This window comes from Pseudomonas sp. SWRI99, assembly GCF_014270125.1.
GTDB classification, from domain to species: Bacteria; Pseudomonadota; Gammaproteobacteria; order Pseudomonadales; family Pseudomonadaceae; genus Aquipseudomonas; species Aquipseudomonas hamedanensis.
Window position 1 is genome coordinate 79672 of record NZ_JABWQR010000008.1, and the last position, 22714, is coordinate 102385.

The following is a 22714-nucleotide window of genomic DNA, read 5'->3' on the forward strand; positions in this document are numbered from 1 at the left end:
GAGAAGAACAGCTGCAAGCTACAAGCTACAAGACCAGCAGCGCGCAAGCCTTTAACTTGCAGCTTGAAGCTTGAAGCTTGCAGCTCGCCGTCAAGGCGCCTATTTGGCCGACTTGATCGCCGCGCCGAGTTTCTTGGCGGTGTCGGCTGGATCGGCTTTCGGGTCGTTGATGTAGTTGGTCACGACATCAAAGAATGCGCCCTGCACGGCCAGCGTGGTCGCCATGTTGTGCGCCATGCTTGGTTGCAGGCCGCCGGACTTGGCGTCCGCCAGGAAATCCTTGGCCGCGGTCTGGGCGCAAGAGTCAAAGCCGAGCTTGTCCATGTTGTTCAACATGTCGTTGCGTACCGGGATCGAGCCTTTGTTGATGCTGAAGACTTTCTGGAAGTTTTCACCCAGCACGACTTTGGCGATGTCCTGCTGACCGGCCGCAGTGCCTGCGTCCTTCTGCTTGAACACGGCCAGCGAGTCGATGTTGTAGGTGAACGCCTTGTCAGTGCCCGGGAACGCCACGCACTCGTAGTCCTTGCCGGCGACTTTCCTGGCGGCAGTCCATTCGGATTTGGCCCAGTCACCCATGATCTGCATGCCGGCCTTGCCGTTGATGACCTTGGCCGCTTCCAGGTTCCAGTCCTGGCCTTTGCCGTCCGCGTCCATGTAGGTCGCGACTTTCTTCAGTTCGGTCAGTGCCTTGACCATCTCAGGGCCGGTCAGCGCGCTGTTGTCCAGGTCGACCAGGGCTTTCTTGTAGCCATCCACACCCATGACCGAGAGCACCACGGCTTCGAACACGGTGCTGTCCTGCCAAGGCTGACCGCCGTGAGCCAGCGGAATGAAGCCTGCCGCTTTCAGCTTGTCGCCGGCGGCGTAGAACTCTTCGAGGGTGGCTGGATTCTTGGTGATGCCGGCTTTCTTGAAGACTTCCGGGTTGATCCACAGCCAGTTCACGCGGTGGATGTTCACCGGCACGGCCACGTAATCACCGTCGTACTTCACGGTATCGGAGACTTTCTTGTCGAGCAGGCTGTCCCACTTTTCCGACTTGGCGACGTCTTCCAGCACGTCGGTGTCGAGCAGACCGGTCGATGCCCATTCCTGAATGTCCGGGCCCTTGATCTGGGCGACGCCCGGTGGATTGCCGGCCACGGCACGGCTTTTCAACACGGTCATGGCAGTCGCACCACCACCGCCGGCGACAGCGCCGTCTTTCCAGGTGAAACCGTCTTTTTCGACTTGAGCCTTGAGCACATCGACGGCGGCTTTTTCGCCACCGGAAGTCCACCAGTGCACAACTTCGACCGAACCTTTGGATTCGGCAGCGGAGACACTGAGCGGCAGGATTGCGAGCGGGAACAGGGAGGCGACAGAAATGACAGTAGCGAGGCGAGAAATCGCATTCATTCGAGATGTACCTTTCTTGTTGTTATGCATTGCAAGTCTGGTGCTTGCGCTGCACAGGAGTTTAAACAGGGCATTTCGCTTCGCAGGTAACGAAGCGATGCGTAAATGTCACCACATGGTTACACAGGAGCAGGCCGAGACCACTGCGCCAAAGCCGTGGCCATGCTCGGCGCCAACGGTAATCGAGGGATCAGTACGGCTTGCCAGGCGTGATACAGATCGGGCTTGCCCGGCCAGATATCGGCGCTGGGCAGGTTCTGTGGACTGAGTTCGTGATGCCAGCTGCCGTCGCAGCGGTCGATGAAATGCGTCTCGCAGAATTCCCAGAACAGTCGATACCAGGTTTCGTATTGCGCCTCGCCCGTGCGTTTGAGCAGGGCACTGGCGGCGCCACTCGCTTCGGCGTGCGTCCAGTGCAGGCGATGGCGGACGACGGCCTGGTTGTCCCAGTCGAGGGTGTAGACGATGCCCGGCGCACCGTCGACATCCCAGCCGTGGCGGCAGTTGTTCTCGAACAGCTTTTGCGCATCGGTTGCCAGCCAGCCCGGTGTGAGCATGCCGGCCTGGACCCGCGCAGCTTCCAGGTGCAACAACAGCCGCGCCCACTCGAACCCGTGGCCCGGCGTGGTGCCGTAAGGACGGAAACCGTCGGCGGGATTGGCGTGGTTGTAGTCGCGCAGCGGTTGCCAGTCTCGATCGAAATGTTCGATAACCCTGTACCCGTTGGCAGCGGCGTGACCGTGGATCACTCGCTCGACGATGCGTTGCGCACGGATCAGCCAGCGCGGGTCTTCAGTGACATCGGCCAGCGCAAGGAACGCTTCGGTCGCGTGCATGTTGCTGTTGGCGCCGCGATAGGCTTCTTCTTCGCTCCAGTCGCGATTGAAGAACTCGCGCATCGCGCCCTCTTCTTCGCTCCAGAAATACGTGTCGATGATATCGATCGCATCATCAAGCAGGGCCTGTGCGCCGGGCCGTTGCGCGACCACCGCAGAGCTGGCGGCCAGCGCGACGAAGGCGTGCAGGTAGGCGTTTTTGCCGGTGTTGTCGTCACGGTGCCCGGCGACCGCAAACCAGCCGCCGTGCAGCGCATCGCGCAACGGCCCGCGCAGGGCGGCGATGCCGTGATCGACCAGCTCGGCAAACCCCGGCAGGCCCTGAATGTGGGCCATGGCGAAACTGTGGGTCATGCGCGCGGTGTTCATGGTTTCAGCTTGGGCGTTCACGGGCAGGTGGCCGCGCTCGTCGAGATTGCCGAAGCCTTCAGGCAGCTTCGAGGCTTTGGCGAAATCCAGCAGGCGCAGGCCTTCGGCGGCGAGCCATTGCTGATGGGCAGGGGCGTTCAGCCAACTGCTGAAGCCTGGATGAAAGGTGTCCATGGAGTGGCCCTTTTTTGTTGTTATGACTGCGGGCAGTCTAAACAACGGGCCGGGCTGGGCTTGTAACGAAGGGGACGGGGTTTGTCACCAAGCAGTGACATTCGAAAATCTTAGGTGAAACCTGTGGCGAGGGAGCTTGCTCCCGCTGTGGCGCGAAGCGGCACCAAAAAGAAGGCCTGCTGCGCAGTCCAGCGGGAGCAAGCTCCCTCGCCACAGGATCAGTATCAATCAACACTGCGCGGCAACTGCAACGTCACCCGCAACCCGCCCTCACGCAGATTCTGCAAGGTCACCTCACCGCCATGGCTATGGGCAATGTTGCGCGCAATCCCCAAACCTAATCCATAGCCCTGCTGCTGCCCCGCGAGTCTGAAATGCGGTTCAAACACCTGCTCCAGCCGCTGCTGCGGCACGCCCGGCCCTTCATCATCGACATGCAAAACAAACGCGCTGTCATCGTCGTCGATGTGCAGGTGCGCGTTCTGCCCGTACTTCAAGGCGTTGTCGATCAGGTTGCCGATGCAGCGCTTGAGCGCCAGCGGTTTGCCCGGATACGCCGACAGCGCCCGCCCGTGCTGGGTGACGCGGCCATTGCCGTTGGGCGCCAGGTACGGCTCGACCAGGCAATCGAGCACATGATTGAGGTCCACCGGTTCGATGTTTTCGTGGATGTCGGTGTCTTTGACGCATTGCAGCGCGCCTTTGACCAACAGCTCCAACTCATCGAGATCGCGGCCGAATTTGGCTTGCAGTTTTTCGTCTTCCAGCAACTCGACGCGCAGGCGCAAACGCGTGATCGGCGTGCGCAGGTCATGGGAAATCGCACTGAATAACTGGCTGCGTTCGGTCAGATAGCGGCTGATGCGCTCGCGCATGGTGTTGAACGCGCGACCCACTTCAACCACTTCGCTGCCGCCACCCTCGGCGACCGGCTCGACGTCGGCGCCCAGCGACAGGTCGCGCGCCGCCCGCGCCAGACGCTTGAGTGGCCGGCTCTGCCAATGCACCAGCAGACCGATGAACAACAAAAGAAACCCACTGGTGAGCACGATGAACCAGACCTGCTGCGCCGGCAGGCCTTGCTCTTCAAGACTGGTGTACGGCTCGGGCAACAGCGAGGCGATGTACAGCCATTCGCCCGGGGCCATTTGAATTTGCGTGACCAGCACTGGCGGATTGACCGGTTCGAGGGTCAGCGCGTAGTGCGCCCAGGAACGCGGCAACTCGTCGAGTTTCAGCCCGGCGTTGAAAATCCGCAGGTCCTCGGGACTGACAAACGTCACCGAAATATCGGTGTCATGCCCCAGGGTCTGCCGCAGCACTTCATCCACCGCTTTCATCACCGCCGCCTTGCGTGGCGTGACCGGCAGCACTTCCATGCCCAGCGGTCGGTCATTGAGCGTCACCACGAATCGCGTGCCGCCCATGCTGCGCAACTGGTCGAGTACCAGCGGTCGATAGGCCACCGGCAGAGAGCGGAAATAGCTGACGCTGGCGGTCATCGAATGAGCGAGGCTACGGGCACTGGTGACCAGCCCCTCAAGCTGAGTGGCGCGCAGTTGCGAGACCCAGATCACGCTGGATAACGTCTGCGCGAACAGCACCGCGAGCAGCGTCAACAGCAGCATGCGACCGAGCAGCGAGCGCGGCACCGGGACCCTGGCAGCGAGTTTGCGCAGCGACTCAGTGACCATTGCCGGCAACCACATTGGCTGCCAGCTGATAACCGCTGCCACGCACGGTGCGGATCAGCCGCGGCGGTTTTTCGGTGTCGCGCAGGCGCTGGCGCAAACGGCTGACGGCCATGTCGACAATGCGGTCGAGCGGCATCAGATCGCGGCCACGGGTGGCGTTGCCGATGGTGTCGCGGTCGAGGATTTGCTGCGGGTGATCAAGGAACAGTTTGAGCAGGGCGAAATCGGCGCCGGAGAGAATCACTTCCTCGCCGTCAGCGTGAAACAGCCGGTGACTGACCATGTCCAGGCGCCAGTCATCGAAGGCCAGCACTTCACTGCCGCTGCGTTCGTGAGCGAATTGCGCGCGGCGCAGCAAGGCCTTGATCCGCGCTTGCAGTTCGCGCGGGCTGAACGGTTTGCCCAGGTAATCGTCAGCGCCGAGTTCCAGACCGATCACCCGGTCGGCTTCGTCGGAACTGGCGGTGAGCATGATGATTGGCACCTGCGCCTGACGCGGATGCTGGCGTACCCAACGGCACAGGCTGAAACCGTCTTCGTCGGGCAACATGACATCGAGGATCACCAGATCGCTCGGCGCTTCGTTGAGTGCCTGGCGAAAACCGGCGCCATCGGCGGTGGCCCGCACCTGAAACCCGGCGCGGGTCAGGTAGGTTTCCAGCAACTCGCGTATTTCCTGGTCGTCATCGACCAACAATATCGACTTGTTGACTGAGCTCACTTCGAAGGCATCCTTGTTGTTGGAGTTGGGGCGGATTATGCCTGAGCAAAAACAGATGGCGTACGAGCTTTTGTGGCGAGGGAGCTTGCTCCCGCTGGGCTGCGAAGCGGCCCCGATGTACTGTCAGTAACATCGGGGCTGCCGGATTTGCGACTGCTGCGCAGCCGAGCGGGAGCAAGCTCCCTCGCCACAGGTCACTTATGTCAGAGCCGGATTGCTTGATCCAGGGCCACGCCCGCGCCGACCAGCCCGGAATACGGTGCCGTGACCAGCCACACCGGGATGCCTTTGAAGTAATCGCTCATGCAGCCCTTGTCGGCGAAGCAGCGAGCGAAACCGCTTTGGAGGAAGAAATCGGCGAACCGTGGAATGACCCCACCGACGATAAACACCCCGCCGCGTGCGCCGGTGGTCAGCACATTGTTGCCGGCCACTCGACCGAGCCAGCAGCAGAACTGCTCGAGCACTTCCAGAGCAATCGGATCACCGGCCAGACCGGCCGCTGTAATCGCTTCTGGCGTATCGAGGGTCGGCTCATGACCATCCACCGCGCAGATTGCCCGGTACAGCCGAGGCAAGCCGCTGCCGCTCAACGCGGTTTCCGCGCTGACATGGCCGATCTCGTTGTAGATGTGCTGCCACAGTTGCGTTTCCCGCGGGCTGCTCAGCGGCAGATCGACGTGACCGCCCTCGCCCGGCAACGCGGCAAAGCGACCTTCGCCCAGATCGAGCAAGGTGCCGACACCCAGGCCAGTGCCCGGGCCGATGACCACGGCCGGGCGCAACGGCTCCGGCGTACCTTCGCAAACGACGCGGAATTCGCCCGGCTGCAAGCGGGTCATGCCCAGCGCCATCGCCGAGAAGTCGTTGGTCAGCAACAACTGCTCGACCTGCAAGGTCTTGCAGAACGCGCTGCGACTGAGCCGCCAGTGATTGTTGGTGAATTTGAATTCATCGCCGCTGACCGGACCGGCCACCGACAGACACACCGAACCGATCGAACCCGGCGCCAGACCGAGCCCGCTCAGGTACAGGCCGATCGCCTCTTCCGGGGTGGCAAAGTCGGCCGTGGCCAGCACCTGGACCGATTGCAATTGCTGGTCTTGCCACAACGCGAACCGCGCGTTGGTGCCTCCGATGTCACCGACCAAAGCCAGTTTCAATTAAGCGTCTCCAGGGCAGAAGTAAAGGCGCTGGCGCCCTGCTCCGCCGAGCTGAAGGCCATGCGCATGAAGCCGAACAGTTCACGCCCGCTGCCGATGTTGTTGCCCAACAGGCCTTTGGCGGGTTCGCGCGCTGCGAATTCGGCGGCGTCGACCCTGAGTTCCAAGGTGCCTTTGACGCCATCGACGCGGATGATATCGCCCTCTTGCACGCGCGCCAAAGCGCCGCCGACATAAGCTTCGGGGCTGACGTGAATTGCCGCCGGGATTTTCCCCGAGGCGCCGGACATGCGCCCGTCCGTCACCAACGCCACTTTGAAGCCGCGATCCTGCAGCACGCCGAGGAACGGCGTCATCTTGTGCAGCTCCGGCATACCGTTGGAGCGCGGGCCCTGGAAGCGCATCACCGCAACGAAATCTTTTTCCAGCAGACCGGCCTTGAACGCATCGGCCAGGTCCTGCTGATCCTGAAACACCATCGCCGGCGCTTCGACAATCTGGTTTTCCAGGGCCACGGCAGACACTTTCATCACACCGCGACCGAGGTTGCCTTCCATCACGCGTAACCCGCCCTCTTGCGAAAACGCACGGGAAACCGGACGCAGGATGTTTTCGTCGAGGCTGTCGGTCGGTCCTTCGCGCCAGACCAACTCGCCGTTATCGAGGAACGGCTCTTTGGTGTACCGGCTCAGGCCATGGCCGAGCACGGTGTTGACGTCTTCATGGAGCAGGCCGGCGCCGAGCAGTTCGCGGATCAGGAACGACATGCCGCCCGCTGCCTGGAAGTGGTTGATGTCGGCTTTGCCGTTCGGGTAGACGTGGCTCAGGGTCGGCACGACTTCGGAAAGGTCGGCCATGTCCTGCCATGTCAGTTGAATGCCAGCGGCCATGGCGATGGCCGGCATGTGCAGGGTGTGGTTGGTCGAGCCGCCGGTGGCGTGCAGGGCAACGATGGAGTTGACCAGTGCTTTCTCGTCGACGATTTCTCCGATCGGCATGAAGTTGCCGTTCTGCTTGGTCAGGCGCGTGACCTGATGCGCGGCTTCGCGAGTCAGGGCATCGCGCAGCGGCGTGTTCGGGTTGACGAAGGACGCGCCCGGCAAGTGCAAGCCCATGACTTCCATCAGCAACTGGTTGGTGTTGGCGGTGCCGTAGAACGTGCAAGTGCCCGGGCTGTGGTAGGACTTCATCTCCGATTCCAGCAGCTCTTCGCGGGTCGCCTTGCCTTCGGCGTACTTCTGACGGACGTCGGCTTTTTCCTTGTTGGAAATCCCCGAGACCATCGGCCCGCCCGGCACAAAAATGGTCGGCAAGTGACCGAAACGCAGCGAGCCCATCATCAGGCCCGGGACGATCTTGTCGCAGATGCCGAGCATCAGCGCGCCGTCGAACATGTTGTGCGACAGCGCCACGGCGGTCGACATGGCGATGACTTCGCGGCTCGGCAGGCTCAGTTCCATGCCCGGTTCGCCCTGGGTTACGCCGTCGCACATCGCAGGCGTGCCGCCGGCAAACTGGCCGACCGAGCCGATTTCGCGCAAGGCGTTCTTGATCTGCTGCGGGAACACTTCGTACGGCTGGTGCGCCGAGAGCATGTCGTTATACGAAGACACAATGGCGATGTTCGCCGAGTTCATCATCCGCAGGCTGTGCTTGTCTTCAGTGCCGCAACCGGCCACGCCGTGGGCGAAGTTGGCGCATTGCAGCTTGCCGCGCATCGGCCCGTCAGTGGCGGCGCCGCGAATCAATGCAAGGTAAGCCTGACGCGTGGCGCGGCTGCGGGCGATAAGCCGTTCGGTGACCTCAAGAACGCGGGGATGCATGTGTAGAACTCCAGGCTAACGGATGTGGCGACCTGATTGTCTATGCTGGTCAAACACCGTTGTCGTTGGAATGACGGACGGTTTTTTTGACCATTCGGACCAGTTGATTCAGGTCACTCGTTGTAGATAAAACAAAATATTGCCACTAAAAAGGCTTGTTTTCTATTTTTATGCGAATAATCTTGTAATTCCAACAACAAAACGACGGCGGCGCTGTTCCATGACTCTACGAATCGCAATCAATGGTTTTGGCCGCATCGGCCGTAATGTCCTGCGGGCACTGTATACCCAAGGCTATCGTCAAGACCTGCAGATCGTCGCCATCAACGATCTGGGTGACAGTTCGATCAATGCCCATCTGCTCAAATACGACACCGTTCATGGCACCTTCGATGCCGAAGTGGCTCATGACAACGAAAGCCTGACGGTCAACGGCGACCGCATTGCAGTCAGCGCCATTCGCAACCCGGCCGAACTGCCCTGGGCGGCGGAAAAGATTGATGTGGTGTTCGAATGCACCGGTCTCTTTACCGACCGCGCCAAAGCCGCCGCACATATTAGCGCCGGCGCCCGCAAGGTGATCATCTCGGCCCCGGCCAAAGGCGCCGACGCCACTGTCGTCTACGGCGTCAACCACGACATTCTGCGCCAGTCGCACCAGATTATTTCCAACGCCTCGTGCACCACCAACTGCCTCGCGCCCGTGGCGCAAGTGCTGCACCGCGAGCTGGGCATCGAAAGCGGTCTGATGACCACCATTCATGCCTACACCAACGACCAGAACCTCACCGACGTTTATCACACCGACCCGTACCGCGCGCGTTCGGCCACCCAGAACATGATCCCGAGCAAGACCGGCGCTGCCGAAGCGGTCGGCCTGGTGCTGCCGGAACTGGCCGGCAAATTGACCGGCATGGCCGTGCGCGTGCCGGTGATCAATGTGTCGCTGGTGGATTTGACGGTACAGCTCAAGCGTGAAGCCTCGGCGGACGAAGTCAACGCACTGCTGAAAGCGGCGAGCCAGCATTCGAAGATTTTGGGGTACAACACGTTGCCGCTGGTTTCCAGCGACTTCAACCACAACCCGCTGTCGTCGATTTTTGACGCCAACCACACCAAGTCCAGCGGCAAATTGCTGAAAGTGCTGGCCTGGTACGACAACGAATGGGGCTTCTCCAACCGCATGCTGGATAACTGCCTGGCGTTGTGTAACGCGGAATAATTGCGGTGACATCACCCTGTGGGAGCGGGCTTGCTCGCGAAGACGTCGTGTCAGACAGCGTTGATGTTGGCTGACCCACCGCTTTCGCGAGCAAGCCCGCTCCCACAGGGGTTCCGATTTCAATTTGAAATCAGCGCTTGACCATCTGGCTGGATGACAATCATTATCATTCGCTCAAAATGGATCAGGTCCTCCCGTGAGTCAATCGCGCTTCAACCACGTCTTCCTCGCCCAGCGCACTTTGCTGCTGCGAACGCTGGAACGGATGGTCAACAATCACAGCACCGCTGAAGACCTGTTGCAGGAGACCTACCTGCGCGTGACGCGGGCGCTGAGCGAGCGGGCCATCGATCACCTTGAACCTTTTGTCTTCCAGACCGCGCGCAATCTGGCGCTGGACCATTTGCGTGCGCGCAAGATTCATTCTCGAACCATGGTCGACGATGTTCCGCAGGACGTCGTGCACAGCATCGCCGCCCCCGCCAGCAGCGCCGAAGACGCTGCCCACGCCGAACAACTGCTGGAGCGTTTGAACGTGAGCCTCAGCCAACTCAGCGCGCGCCAGCAACAAATATTCATCCTCAGCCGCCTGCACGGGCACAGCTATCAGGAGATCGCTGAACAACTGAACGTGTCGCTGAGTACCGTGCAGAAAGAACTGAAACTGATCATGTCGATCTGCATCGGCGTCGCCGAGCGACATAACAGCAGCGGCAAGCTATAAGCTGCAAGCTGCAAGCTGCAAGCTCCAAGCTCCAAGCTCCAAGCTCCAAGCTCCAAGCTGCAAGCTGCAAGCTGCAAGCTGCAAGTCAGAAACGCAAAGCCACAATGCGAACCGCGCTTCGGCTTGCAGCTTGCAGCTTGAAGCTAGAAACTGCTTCGCCAGAAGCCCCGCTTCGCCAGAAGCCCCCGAGGAACCACCGTGACGGACACCCACCGCTCGCCTTCACCGGATTCGGTGCAGGACGCTGCAAACGCAATGGACCAGGCGCTGGACTGGCTCATCGTGCTTGGCAGCCCGGACGAGGAGCAGACCCGGCAATTTCATGCCTGGCTGGCGGCCGATCCGTTGAATGCCGAGGCGTTTGCCAGGGCTCAGGCAATCTGGGACGGTCCGCAGGTCGTATTGTGTGCACAGGCCCTCGCGGCGAAACCTTCCCGGATCACTGCCTTCAAACGCTTGCGCGCGCACTGGAAACCCTTGGCCACCGCGGCGGTGCTGGTGCTCGGTCTGTTCAGTTTCAGCAACTTGCCGCTGCGCCTGCAAGCCGATCACCTGACCGTGGTTGGCGAGCGCCAGCGTCTGCAACTGGAGGATGGCTCGAAGGTCCTGCTCAACACCAACTCGGCGTTCTCCAGCACCATCAACGATCAGCAACGCGTGGCCCGGCTGTTTCAGGGCGAGGCGTTTTTCGAGATCGCCAGCGGGCGCAGTCAGCCGCTGGAAATCGATGCCGGCCCGGTCCAGGCCAGCGTGCATGACACCGCATTTGCCGTTCGTTATCTCGACGGCGTCGCGCAGGTCAATGTGCAGCGTGGCGACGTCGATCTGCGCGCCACGCACAACGACGCCCGCGTGCGCCTGAGCGCAGGGGAAAGTATCCGCATCGGCCCCAACGGTTTCGACCGGCCGGCCAGGCTCGATGCCAACACGGACCTGGCCTGGGTACAAGGCCGACTGGTGTTTGAGAACTGCCCGCTGAATCAGGTGCTGGCCGAACTGCGCCGCTACTATCCGGGCTGGATCATCAACAACAACGAGCAACTGGCCGACGTTGCCGTCACTGGCAATTACCGCCTCGATCAGCCGCTCGACGTGGTCCGCTCCCTTGCTCACATCACCTCGGCGCGCTTACAGGAGTTTCCCGCGTTGGTGATCTTGAACTAAATGAGAATTATTTTTACTCGATAGCCGCCGGTAGTACGTCTCGTTATAGCCAATGCAATTGATTCGCATCACCATGCGATCAGCACCTATAAAGATTCGTGCGACACGGAGCGCTATCGATGTCCTCTCGCCTTACCCGCCAGACTGCTTCCCCTTCCCGCGTACTGTCACTGTTGACCGCGGCCATGCTGATGGCCGGCAGCGCACCGCTGCTGGCTGCCACTGAGCCGGCGTCGCGCAACATGGCGGATTACTCGTTCGCCATCGGCCAGCAACCGCTGGTCTCGGCACTCAATGCCTTCACCGCCGTGACCGGCTGGCAGGTCGGCTTGCCGGCGGAACTGGGCCAGGGTGTGTCGTCGCCGGGCGTGCGCGGTTCGCTGCCGCCGGAAAAAGCCCTGGAGCGGCTGTTGGTGGGGACCAACCTGAGCTTCCGCAAAATCAGCAACAACAACGTCGTGCTGGAAAAGCGCAACGCCAGCGGCACGCTGAATCTGGATCAGGTGACCATCAGCGCCACCCGTCAGCAACAGTCCGTCACCAGCGTGCCGTCCACTGTCAGCGTGCACACTCGCGACGAGCTGGACCGCAACAACGTCAACACCATCAAGGATCTGGTGCGCTACGAGCCAGGTGTCTCCGTCGGCGGTGCCGGGCAGCGTGGCGGCATCAGCGGCTACAACATCCGCGGCATCGACGGCGACCGCATTCTGACGCAGGTCGACGGCGTGGAAATCCCCAATGGTTTCTTCAACGGCCCGTACGCCAAGAGCCAGCGCAACTACGTCGACCCGGAAATCGTCAAGCGCGTAGAGATCCTCCGTGGCCCGGCGTCGGTGCTGTACGGCAGTAACGCCATCGGTGGCGCCGTCAGTTATTACACCCTCGATGCAGACGACATTATCAAGCCCGGCAAAGACGTCGGCGCCCGTTTGAAAAGCGGTTACAGCTCTGCCGACGACAGCTGGTTGAAGTCTGCCACCGTCGCCGGACGTGCCGAACAGTTCGATGCGCTGTTGCACTATAGCCAGCGCGACGGCCATGAAACCGAGTCCTACGGCAACCACAACGGTACAGGGCTTGCGCGCACCGCCGCCAACCCGGAGGACGTGCGCGCGACCAACGTACTGGCCAAGCTCGGCTGGAACTACAACGACGATTCGCGCCTGGGCCTGACCTACGAAAAGTACAAGGATGACCGCGACACTGACCAGAAAAGCGCTTATGGCGGCCCGTACGTCAACGGCGCCCCGACGATCCCGACCAGCCTGCTTCCCGGCGGTATGTACCAGTGGCGCACCGGCAACGACACCATTACCCGCGAGCGTTTCGGTATCGAGCACCGCTTTGCCCTCGACAGCCTGCTGGTCGACAACGTCAAGTGGAGCCTCAATCACCAGATCGCCAAGACCGACCAGAGTACCGAAGAGTATTACTACCCGATGACCCGTAAAGTGCTGCGCACCCGCAATACGCTTTACGAGGAAAAGCAGTGGGTGTTCGACGCGCAACTGGACAAGGCTTTCGCCATCGGTGACACCGATCATGTGCTGACCTATGGCACCACGATCAAGCAACAGAAAGTCACCGGTTCGCGCAGTGGCGATGGCAAGTGCCTGGCCGTCGGCCGTGGCTGCACGGCGATTGGCGCGACCAGCACAGCTGATGTACTGAAGAAAGCCAGCGACTTCCCCGATCCGACCATCAACACCTACAGCCTGTTCGCCCAGGACCAGATCAGTTGGAACGACTGGACCTTCGTGCCGGGCCTGCGCTACGACTACACCCAGCTCAAGCCGCACATCACCGAGGAATTCCTCAACACCGTAAATGCTGACGGCAAAGGTACGGTCAGCGACAAGAACAAGACCTGGCACAAGGTGTCGCCGAAGTTCGGCCTGACCTACGCGCTGACGGAAAACTACACCTGGTACGGCCAGTACGCCGAAGGCTTCCGCACACCGACCGCAAAGGCGTTGTATGGCCGTTTCGAGAACAACACCACCGGCTACACCGTCGCGCCTAATTCCGACCTTGAGCCGGAGAAAAGCAAAGGCTTCGAAACCGGTCTGCGCGGCAACTTCGAACAGGGTTCGTTCGACGTCGCGGTGTTCTATAACAAGTACCGCGACTTCATTAACGAAGATGCGGTCAAGCCCGGCGACGATCAGTTGACCTTCCAGAGCAACAACATCAAACGCGCCACCATCAAGGGTGCGGAAGTCAAAGGCCGCTTGAATCTGGATGCATTCGGCGCCCCGCAGGGCCTCTACACCCAAGGCTCGATCGCCTACGCCTACGGTAGAAACAACGACAACGGCGAGCCGATCAACAGCGTCAATCCACTCACCGGCGTCTTCGGCCTCGGTTACGACCAGGACACCTATGGCGGCCTGCTGAGCTGGACCGTGGTGAAGAAAAAGGACCGCGTCGACGACAGCAATTTCAAGTCGCCGGACGGCGTCAGCAGCCAGTTCAAGACGCCGGGCTTCGGCATTCTTGATCTGGCCGGGTATTACAAAGTCAGCGACGACGTCACCGTCAGCGGCGGCATTTACAACCTGACCGACAAGAAATACTGGCTGTGGGATGACGTGCGCGGCTACGACAGCGTTGGCGAAGCCTCGGTAACGCAACCGGCCAACCTCGATCGCCTGACTCAACCGGGACGCAACTTCGCAATCAACCTGATCTGGGACATCTGATCCGGCCGGCCTCACTGCGTGTTCAGTTATTGCGCAGTGAGGTTTTTTTACGCTCCGGCGTCTGCCCGTACGTCTTGTTATCAAGCGCCTCATCTATCAAGGACACCCCCATGACTGCCTCGGAAAAAGCCCTGCGTTCGCAACGCCTGAACCAGATCACCCATGAGCCGCACAGCAAGCTCGATGCGTTGGTCAAGGCCCACGCGCCATTCGAAACCCGCGCCAGCTTCGCCCGTTTCGTCGTTGCGCAATACCTGTTCCAGTCGGAACTGGTCGAGCTGTACAACGATGCCGAACTGACTGCAATCGTTCCCGACCTGCCGGCCCGCTGCCGCGCCGAAGCGGCCAGGGCCGACCTCGCCGACCTCGACACCGAAGTTCCGGCGCCTGTAGCCGGCGCGGTGAAAAACCCGAGCAAGGCGCGGGCGCTGGGCTGGCTCTTTGTGTCCGAAGGCTCGAAGCTCGGCGCAGCGTTCCTGATCAAACGCGCGGTGGCGCTGGAGCTGAGCGAAACCTTCGGTGCCCGTCATTTGGCTGAACCGCAAGGTGGGCGTGCCGAGGGCTGGAAAAGCTTCGTGCGCACCCTCGACGCCTTGCCATTCACGGCTGAGGAAGAAGCCGAAGTGGAGCAAGGTGCGCTGGAGGCGTTCAACCGCTTTACCGTGCTGCTGGAACAGGCTTATGCAACCGAAGCCGAACTTGCCTGACACACTGCAATTTTCCTCTGTAGGAGTGAGCCTGCTCGCGATAGCGTCTTTTCATTCAACATCGATGTCGACTGATACACCGCTATCGCGAGCAGGCTCACTCCTACAGGGGGATCGCGTAAGTCTGTAAGATCTCCGTTCCGCTTCAGAAGCCACCGCTGAGCCATGCCCGCACCCGCCACCTCAAAACTCGCCCGTCTGCTGTTCGGTCTGCTCGCCTATGTCAGCCTTGGCATCGGCCTGATCGCGATTGTCGTGCCCGGCCTGCCGACCACCGAGTTCATCCTCCTCGCTGCGTGGGCGGCGACCCGCAGTTCGCCGCGCCTGAGTGCCTGGCTGGAAAACCATCGCCTGTTCGGACCGATCCTCGGTAACTGGCGCAACGGCAGAATCATCGCGCGCAAGGCCAAGATCAGCGCCACCGCGAGCATGCTGCTGTGCGCGACGCTGATGTTGGTGATGCTCGATCACGGCTGGCCGATTTACCTGGCAATTGCCGGGATGTGCCTGGGCAACCTGTGGATCTGGTCACGCCCGGAATGCCTCCCTCACTAGTTCAGCCAATTCCCTGTGGCGAGGGAGCTTGCTCCCACTGGAGGGCGGAGCACTCCCCGGCATTTTGCCTGAGAGACTTGGATTGCAGGTTTTGCGACTGCTGCGCACTCGAGCGGGAGCAAGCTCCCTCGCCACAAAAAAGCCGTCAGAGCCCAGCGAAATCTCCCTGAATTTTTAATCGTTTTCAGCACTTTCCCCTGCGCAAACGTTTAGCGGCGACCGTCCGTCGGCAAGCGCCTCATGCCGTCTCGCTCGACGCCGATGAGCATTGAATGGCGCTGAATGGATTTGGCAAACCGGGCTCCTGGCCCAGGCCACCTGTTTATTCCATTCGCGAGATCGCCCATGTTCGACGCCCTTTCCATTCGCCTGAAAATAGTCCTGCTCTCCGGCCTGTGCCTGCTCGGTGTGGTGGCGCTGATTGTCGGCATGAACATTTACCAGACCAACCAGAACGACGCGCTGGTCAGCAGCTCGAGCAGCAAGATGCTCACCGCCAGCGTACAGAACCTGCTGCAAGCCAAGGCCGCCGAGCAAGCGGTGCGGGTGCAGAAGACCTTCGGCGAAAGCCTGCTGGTGGTCACTGCCCTCGCCGACCAGATCAAAGATTTGCGGACGATGGCGGCCAAGCGTTCACTGGATGCTGGCGCCGTGCGTGAAGAGTTGAACCAGAGCCTGAAAACCGCCTTCGAGCGCAACGACAAGGTGCTCGGCATCTGGCTCGCCTTCGAACCCAACGGCCTCGACGGCAAGGACCGCGAGTTCGCCAACGATGCCGCGCGTCAGTCCAACGAAGCCGGGCGTTTCGCCTCGTACTGGAGCCGTGCCGGCGGCGCCGCGCTGAACACGATCATGGTCGAAGATGACCTGACCAAGACCACCCTCAGCGTCAGCGGTACGCCCTACAACAGTTGGTACACCTGCCCTCGCGACAACAAGCGCACCTGCCTGCTCGACCCTTATGCCGACACCGTCGGTGGCAAGGAAATGCTCATGACGACCATTTCCGTACCGCTGCTGGTCGACGGCAAAGCCATCGGCGTGGTCGGTGTCGACATCGCCCTCGACGCCCTGCAAGCCGCCGCTGTCGATTCGCAACGCAGCCTGTTCAACAACGCCGGGCACATGCTGATTGTCTCCGGCAGTGGCGTGCTCGCTGCCGACAGCGCTGACGCCAGCCGGGTCGGCAAAAAAATCAGCGACACCCTTGGTGCCGATGGCCAGGATGTGTTGCAACTGGTCGGCAGCAGCACCGAGAAAATCCTTGAACAGGGTGAGTTGATTCGCGCCGTGTACCCGGTCGACCCGATCGGCAACTCGCGCGCCTGGGGCGTGGTCATCGACCTGCCCAAGCAAGTGTTGCTGGCTGACTCGGTCAAGCTGCAAGCGGTGCTCGACGACGCGCAAGAGACCGGCGTGATCACCGCCCTGCTGGTGGCCGTCGCCGCCGGTGTGGTCGGTTTGTTGCTGATCTGGCTCACCGCTTCCGGCGTCACCCGCCCGATCAACAGCGTTGCCGACATGCTGAAAAACATCGCCAGCGGCGAAGGCGACCTGACCCAGCGCCTGAACTACAGCAAGAAAGACGAACTGGGCGAACTGGTGAACTGGTTCAACCGCTTCCTCGACAAACTGCAACCGACCATCGCCCAGATCAAGCAGAGCATCACCGAAGCGCGCGGCACCGCCGACCAGTCCTCGGAAATCGCCCGGCAGACCAGCGAAGGCATGCAGGTGCAGTTCCGCGAAATCGACCAGGTCGCCACCGCATCCAACGAAATGAGCGCCACTGCTCACGATGTCGCCAACAGCGCCTCGAACGCCGCCAACGCCGCCAAGGGTGCTGACCAGTCGGCCAAGGACGGCATGGCGATCATCGAGCGCAGCACCCGCGACATCAATCAACTGGCCGATGAAGTCAGCAAAGCGGTGAGCGAAGTCGAAGCACTGGCGGTCAACAGCGAGCAGATCGGCTCGGTGCTGGAAGTGATCCGCAGCATCGCCGAACAGACCAACCTGCTCGCCCTCAACGCGGCCATCGAAGCGGCCCGCGCCGGCGAAAGCGGCCGAGGGTTTGCGGTGGTGGCGGACGAAGTGCGCAATCTGGCCAAGCGCACGCAGGATTCGGTAGAGGAGATTCGTCTGGTGATCGAACGCATCCAGACCGGCACCCGTGGCGTGGTCGCGACCATGCATTCGAGCCAGACCCAGGCGCACAACAACGCCGGACAGATCCGCCACGCCGTCGATGCGCTGGGCAAGATCAGCGATGCGGTGACGGTGATCAGCGACATGAACCTGCAAATTGCCAGCGCGGCTGAACAGCAAAGCGCAGTGGCTGAAGAGGTCAATCGCAACGTCTCGGCGATTCGTACTGTGACCGAAACCCTGACCGAGCAGGCCACTGAATCGGCGGCGATCAGCAGCCAGCTCAACAGCCTGGCGAGCCAGCAGATGAAACTGATGGATCAGTTCCGCGTCTGACACCAAAACTGACAACATCACATAACCCTGTGGGAGCTGGCTTGCCAGCGATGGCGGCAGATCAGTTGACCATCCTGTGGCTGACACACCGCTATCGCTGGCAAGCCAGCTCCCACAGGGGTGAGTGTTGATCCTGCGGTTTCATCTAAACCGCGATTCTTTTGCACTATCATCGCCCTCTCGCTCCGGAGGGCCTTCGATGTCTGATCTGCTCACGTCCATTCAAGCCGCACTCGGCTTGTCGCGCACGCCAATTCCTTTCAACGGTCACGGCGCCCTGCCCTCGGCCTTCGCTGTCACCGAACTGGCTTGCGCGAGTATTGCCGCTGCCGGGCAAGCCGTCAGCGAACTGCTTCATCAGCAGGTCGGCCACTTGCCGAGCGTGGAAGTCGACCGGCGGCTGGCCTCGTTCTGGTTCTCCACCTCGCTTCGCCCGATCGGCTGGCAAGTGCCGCCGCTGTGGGACCCGATCGCCGGCGACTACGCCACCCGCGACGGCTGGATTCGCCTGCACACCAACGCACCCCATCATCGCGCCGCCGCTGAACGCGTGCTCGGCGCCTGTGCCGACCGTGCGGCAATGGCGACGAAAGTGGCGCAATGGGCCAGCAAAGATCTGGAGCAAGCGGTGGTCGAGGCCAAGGGCTGCGCCGCCCAAATGCGCAACTGGGCGCAGTGGCAGCAACATCCACAAGGACTGGCGGTGAATGCCGAACCGCTGGTGCACTTCATCGAACAGCCGAACGAGAAGCACGCCGCGTGGCGCGGTTCGATCGAACGACCTCTGGCCGGGATCAAAGTGCTCGACTTGACCCGCGTGCTCGCCGGCCCCACCGCCAGCCGCTTTCTTGCAGGGCTGGGCGCCGACGTGCTGCGCATCGATCCGCCGAGCTGGAACGAGCCCGGCGTCGTCCCGGAAATGACCGTCGGCAAACGCTGTGCCCGGCTGGATCTGCAAGTACCTGCGGATCGAGCCGTGTTCGAAGGTTTATTGAAAGACGCCGATATTTTGCTGCACGGCTACCGCGCCGATGCTCTGGAACATCTCGGTTTTGGTGTTGAGCGCCGTCAGCAACTGGCACCGGGGCTGATCGACGTCTGCCTCAACGCCTACGGCTGGAGCGGCCCGTGGCAGAACCGCCGGGGCTTCGACAGTCTGGTACAGATGAGCAGCGGTATCGCCGAGGCCGGCCAGCATTGGAAGCAAAGCGATAAGCCAACGCCGTTGCCGGTGCAGGCGCTGGATCACGCGACGGGGTATCTGATGGCGGCGAGTGCACTCAAGTTACTGACGGAGCGCTTTGCAAACGGTCGTGGGGGTTCGGCGCGGTTGTCGTTGGCGCGCACGGCGAAGTTGTTGATCGAGCATGGGCCGGGGACGCCTGAACCGTTGCGTGGCGAAGAGGCGCAGGATCAGGATTCGCTGATCGAGCACACCGCGTGGGGCCCGGCGCGGAGGTTGCACATGCCGGTGCAGATCAGCGGGACGGTGTTGCGATGGGATTTGCCGGCCGCTGAACTGGGATCACATCGCCCACAGTGGTGAATTTGAAACCGCTATCGCGAGCAGGCTCACTCCTACAGGGGTACGCGCTCCAAATGTAGGAGTGAGCCTGCTCGCGAAGGGGCCGGACCTGCCAAAGCAACATTCCGATCACAAACTCAACACCCCGCTATACAACCCATAAGCCGCCAGCCCCGCCCCGATCACCACGCAAGCAAAAATCCCCTTCTCCACCGTGGTAAAAACCGGTTGCCCCTGTTCATGCTTGGCCTTGGCAAACAGAATCACCCCCGGCGCGTACAGCAACGCCGACAGCAGCAAGTATTTCACCCCACCGGCGTACAACAGCCACACCGCGTAAACCAGCGCGATGCCGCCAACCAGCAGATCCTTGGTGCGTTCCGCCGAGGCGTGCTCGTAGGTTTCGCCGCGTCCGCTCAACAGCACCGCGTACGCCGCCGACCACAGGTAGGGCACCAGAATCATCGACGAGGCCAGGTAAATCAGGCTGGTGTAGGTGCCCGCCGAGAACAGCGTGATCAACAGGAAAATCTGAATCATCGCGTTGGTCAGCCACAACGCGTTGACCGGCACGTGGTTCTTGTTTTCCTTCTTCAGGAACGCCGGCATGGTCTTGTCCTTGGCCGTGGCGAAGAGAATTTCCGCACACAGCAAGGCCCACGACAACAACGCACCGAGCAGCGAAATCGCCAGCCCCACGCTGATCAGCAACGCGCCCCACGGCCCGACGATGTGCTCAAGCACCGCGGCCAGCGACGGGTTTTGCAAATTGGCCAGTTCCGGCTGACTCATGATGCCCAACGACAGCACGTTGACCAGCACCAGCAGCGCCAGCACCCCGATAAAGCCGATCACGGTGGCGCGGCCGACGTCGCTGCGTTTCTCCGCTCGCGCCGAATACACACTGGCGCCCTCGATGCCGATGAACACGAACACAGTGACCAGCATCATGTTGCGCACCTGGTCCATCACCCCGCCGAACTGCGGGTTGCTGGTGCCCCAGATGTCGCGAGTAAAAATGTCAGCCTTGAACGCCACCGCGGCAATGACAATGAACATGATCAACGGCACAACTTTGGCGACGGTGGTCAGTTGATTGATCAGCGCCGCCTCCTTGATCCCGCGCATCACCAGAAAATGCACCGCCCACAGCAGCACCGAGGCGCAGCCAATGGCAATCGGCGTGTTGCCCTGGCCGAACACTGGAAAAAAATAGCCGAGGGTGCTGAACAGCAAGACGAAATAGCCGACGTTGCCCAGCCAGGCGCTGATCCAGTAACCCCAGGCGGATGAGAAACCCATGTAGTCGCCGAACCCGGCCTTGGCGTAGGCATAGACGCCTGAGTCGAGTTCCGGTTTGCGATTGGCCAGGGTCTGGAAGACGAATGCCAGGGTCAGCATGCCGATCGCGGTGATGCCCCAACCGATCAGGATCGCCCCGGCATCAGCGCGCGCCGCCATGTTCTGCGGCAGCGAGAAAATACCTCCGCCAATCATCGACCCCACCACCAGAGCGATCAACGCGCCAAGGCGCAGCTTCTGCGTCGGTTGCGACATGCAAATCTCCTCGAAAGAACCGCTGATGTTTATTTGTAACAACGACGGACTAAAACCCTGAGCGTAGATGACGTTTATCAGGTAATGCCCTTTTTTGCGCGCTTATATATAGCTGATGACGATAACGCGTAGCACATCCAGTCGGTTTTGCGCGCTGATCCTGATTAATCAATTCTGTACTGAAAACAGATGACGGACATTTGCCAAATGCTGAAAAGCAACTAGCGTCATAGTTCGAAAGCATTAACAGCCATTCGCAATTACGTAAGCGGAATGCCTCTGGCACGGGCCTTTCAGACGACCGTCTTATGCCTGCAACGGGTTCATAAGTCATTCATTAACAATGGAATGTGACCATGCACTGATCCATGTCAGCTATTCGAACAGACAACAGTACTAGGCTGTGAGCTCTCCTTTCCTGCAATGGAGTCATGCAAATGTCTGAAGCGCCCGGAAAACTAAGACTCGGTGCACTAGTCGCACTGGTAGTCGGCTCAATGATCGGCGGCGGGATATTCTCTTTGCCACAAAACATGGCCGCCAGCGCCGACGTCGGTGCCGTGCTGATCGGCTGGGCCATCACCGCTGTCGGCATGCTCACCCTCGCTTTTGTCTTTCAGACCCTCGCCAATCGCAAGCCTGACCTGGACGGCGGCGTCTACGCCTACGCCAAAGCCGGTTTCGGCGATTACATGGGCTTCTCGTCCGCCTGGGGTTACTGGATCAGTGCCTGGCTGGGCAACGTCGGCTACTTCGTTTTGCTGTTCAGCACCCTCGGCTATTTCTTCCCGATATTCGGTGAAGGCAACACGCCGGCGGCGGTGATCGGCGCGTCGGTGCTGCTGTGGGGCGTGCACTTTCTGGTGCTGCGCGGGATCAAGGAAGCGGCGTTCATCAACCTGGTGACCACCGTCGCCAAGGTCGTGCCGCTGCTGCTGTTCGTGTTGATCGCCGTCTTCGCGTTCAAACTGGACATCTTCACCGCCGACATCTGGGGCGTGAAAAATCCCGATCTGGGCAGCGTGATGAACCAGGTGCGCAACATGATGCTGGTCACCGTGTGGGTGTTCATCGGTATCGAGGGCGCGAGCATTTTCTCGGCCCGCGCCGAAAAACGCTCGGACGTCGGCAAGGCCACCGTGATCGGCTTCATCACCGTGCTGCTGTTTCTGGTGCTGGTCAACGTGCTATCGCTGGGCATCATGACCCAACCGGAACTGGCGAAACTGCAGAACCCGTCGATGGCCGCGGTGCTTGAACACGTGGTCGGTCACTGGGGCGCGGTGCTGATCAGCGTCGGTCTGATCATATCCTTGCTGGGGGCGCTGCTGTCGTGGGTGCTGCTGTGTGCGGAGATCATGTTCGCCGCCGCCAAGGACCACACCATGCCGGAGTTTCTGCGCAAGGAAAACGCCAACCACGTGCCGGTCAACGCCCTGTGGCTGACCAACGCGATGGTGCAGATTTTCCTCATCATCACGCTGTTCTCGGCCAGCACTTACCTGTCGCTGATCTACCTCGCCACCTCGATGATCCTGGTGCCTTACCTGTGGTCGGCGGCGTATGCCCTGCTGCTCGCGGTACGGGGCGAGAGCTACGCAGGTTTCGCCGCCGAACGGCGCAAGGATCTGATCATCGGCGGTATCGCCCTGATCTATGCGGTGTGGTTGTTGTACGCCGGCGGGGTCAAGTACCTGCTGCTGTCGGCCCTGCTCTATGCGCCCGGCGCGATCCTGTTCGCCAAGGCCAAGCTGGAACTCAAGCAACCGATATTCACCAACGTCGAGAAGCTGATTTTCGCCGCGGTGGTCATAGGCGCCGTGGTGGCGGCCTACGGTCTCTACGATGGCTTCCTGACGCTGTAACCCCTGATTGATTTGTCATCTGGAG

The 22714-nt window shown here is 61.0% G+C and carries 16 protein-coding genes; 9 read left to right on the forward strand and 7 right to left on the reverse strand.

Going from position 1 to position 22714, the window contains the following annotated elements:
• Window positions 1–99 precede the first annotated feature (99 nt).
• The 6 genes from HU743_RS08790 to edd form a co-directional block, all read right to left on the reverse strand.
• The gene (locus HU743_RS08790; RefSeq protein ID WP_186648142.1) at window positions 100–1401 is read right to left on the reverse strand and encodes an ABC transporter substrate-binding protein; all 1302 of its coding nucleotides are present in this window, start codon (window positions 1399–1401) and stop codon (window positions 100–102) included.
• A gap of 119 nt (window positions 1402–1520) precedes the next feature.
• Window positions 1521–2780: an AGE family epimerase/isomerase gene (locus HU743_RS08795; RefSeq protein ID WP_186648144.1), complete on the reverse strand. Its 1260-nt coding sequence runs from the start codon at window positions 2778–2780 to the stop codon at window positions 1521–1523.
• Window positions 2781–3004: 224 nt separating this feature from the next.
• The gene (locus HU743_RS08800) at window positions 3005–4474 is read right to left on the reverse strand and encodes an ATP-binding protein (RefSeq protein ID WP_186550604.1); all 1470 of its coding nucleotides are present in this window, start codon (window positions 4472–4474) and stop codon (window positions 3005–3007) included.
• Complete coding sequence (locus tag HU743_RS08805) at window positions 4464–5195, reverse strand: response regulator transcription factor (RefSeq protein ID WP_186550602.1); 732 nt, start codon at window positions 5193–5195, stop codon at window positions 4464–4466. Before HU743_RS08805 ends, HU743_RS08800 begins: the two co-directional genes overlap by 11 nt.
• A 203-nt stretch (window positions 5196–5398) precedes the next feature.
• Window positions 5399–6358 (reverse strand): glucokinase, encoded by a 960-nt coding sequence (locus HU743_RS08810; RefSeq protein ID WP_186648146.1) that lies wholly within the window; start codon window positions 6356–6358, stop codon window positions 5399–5401.
• Window positions 6355–8181: a phosphogluconate dehydratase gene (gene edd, locus HU743_RS08815; RefSeq protein ID WP_186648147.1), complete on the reverse strand. Its 1827-nt coding sequence runs from the start codon at window positions 8179–8181 to the stop codon at window positions 6355–6357. Before edd ends, HU743_RS08810 begins: the two co-directional genes overlap by 4 nt.
• Window positions 8182–8401: 220 nt before the next feature.
• Between edd and gap the strand changes: the two genes are divergently transcribed.
• From gap to HU743_RS08855, 8 genes are all read left to right on the forward strand, one after another.
• Window positions 8402–9403, forward strand: a complete 1002-nt coding sequence (gap, locus tag HU743_RS08820; RefSeq protein ID WP_186620648.1) for a type I glyceraldehyde-3-phosphate dehydrogenase — start codon at window positions 8402–8404, stop codon at window positions 9401–9403.
• Window positions 9404–9599: 196 nt separating this feature from the next.
• Window positions 9600–10127, forward strand: a complete 528-nt coding sequence (locus HU743_RS08825) for a sigma-70 family RNA polymerase sigma factor (RefSeq protein ID WP_186648148.1) — start codon at window positions 9600–9602, stop codon at window positions 10125–10127.
• Window positions 10128–10325: 198 nt separating this feature from the next.
• Entirely contained in the window at window positions 10326–11291 is a 966-nt protein-coding gene (locus HU743_RS08830) for a FecR domain-containing protein (protein WP_186648149.1), read from the forward strand.
• A 119-nt stretch (window positions 11292–11410) separates the two neighbouring features.
• Window positions 11411–13996: a TonB-dependent receptor gene (locus tag HU743_RS08835; protein WP_186648150.1), complete on the forward strand. Its 2586-nt coding sequence runs from the start codon at window positions 11411–11413 to the stop codon at window positions 13994–13996.
• Window positions 13997–14106: 110 nt separating this feature from the next.
• Window positions 14107–14703, forward strand: coding sequence for a biliverdin-producing heme oxygenase (locus HU743_RS08840; RefSeq protein WP_186648151.1), 597 nt, complete (start codon window positions 14107–14109; stop codon window positions 14701–14703).
• A gap of 165 nt (window positions 14704–14868) precedes the next feature.
• The gene (locus HU743_RS08845) at window positions 14869–15258 is read left to right on the forward strand and encodes a YbaN family protein (protein ID WP_186648152.1); all 390 of its coding nucleotides are present in this window, start codon (window positions 14869–14871) and stop codon (window positions 15256–15258) included.
• A 345-nt stretch (window positions 15259–15603) separates the two neighbouring features.
• Window positions 15604–17742, forward strand: a complete 2139-nt coding sequence (locus HU743_RS08850; protein ID WP_186648153.1) for a methyl-accepting chemotaxis protein — start codon at window positions 15604–15606, stop codon at window positions 17740–17742.
• Window positions 17743–17941: 199 nt separating this feature from the next.
• Window positions 17942–19288 (forward strand): CoA transferase, encoded by a 1347-nt coding sequence (locus tag HU743_RS08855; protein ID WP_186648154.1) that lies wholly within the window; start codon window positions 17942–17944, stop codon window positions 19286–19288.
• Window positions 19289–19396: 108 nt separating this feature from the next.
• Here the strand turns inward: HU743_RS08855 and arcD (HU743_RS08860) are convergent, their stop codons facing one another.
• On the reverse strand, window positions 19397–20824 hold the full coding sequence (arcD, locus tag HU743_RS08860; RefSeq protein WP_186648155.1) for an arginine-ornithine antiporter: 1428 nt from the start codon (window positions 20822–20824) through the stop codon (window positions 19397–19399).
• Between the two features lie 437 nt (window positions 20825–21261).
• On the opposite strand from arcD (HU743_RS08860), the gene arcD (HU743_RS08865) reads away from it, so the two are divergent.
• Window positions 21262–22689 carry an arginine-ornithine antiporter gene (gene arcD, locus HU743_RS08865; RefSeq protein WP_186547187.1) on the forward strand — a complete coding sequence of 476 codons (1428 nt, stop codon included), beginning with the start codon at window positions 21262–21264 and terminating at the stop codon, window positions 22687–22689.
• The last annotated feature ends 25 nt before the right edge of the window (window positions 22690–22714 follow it).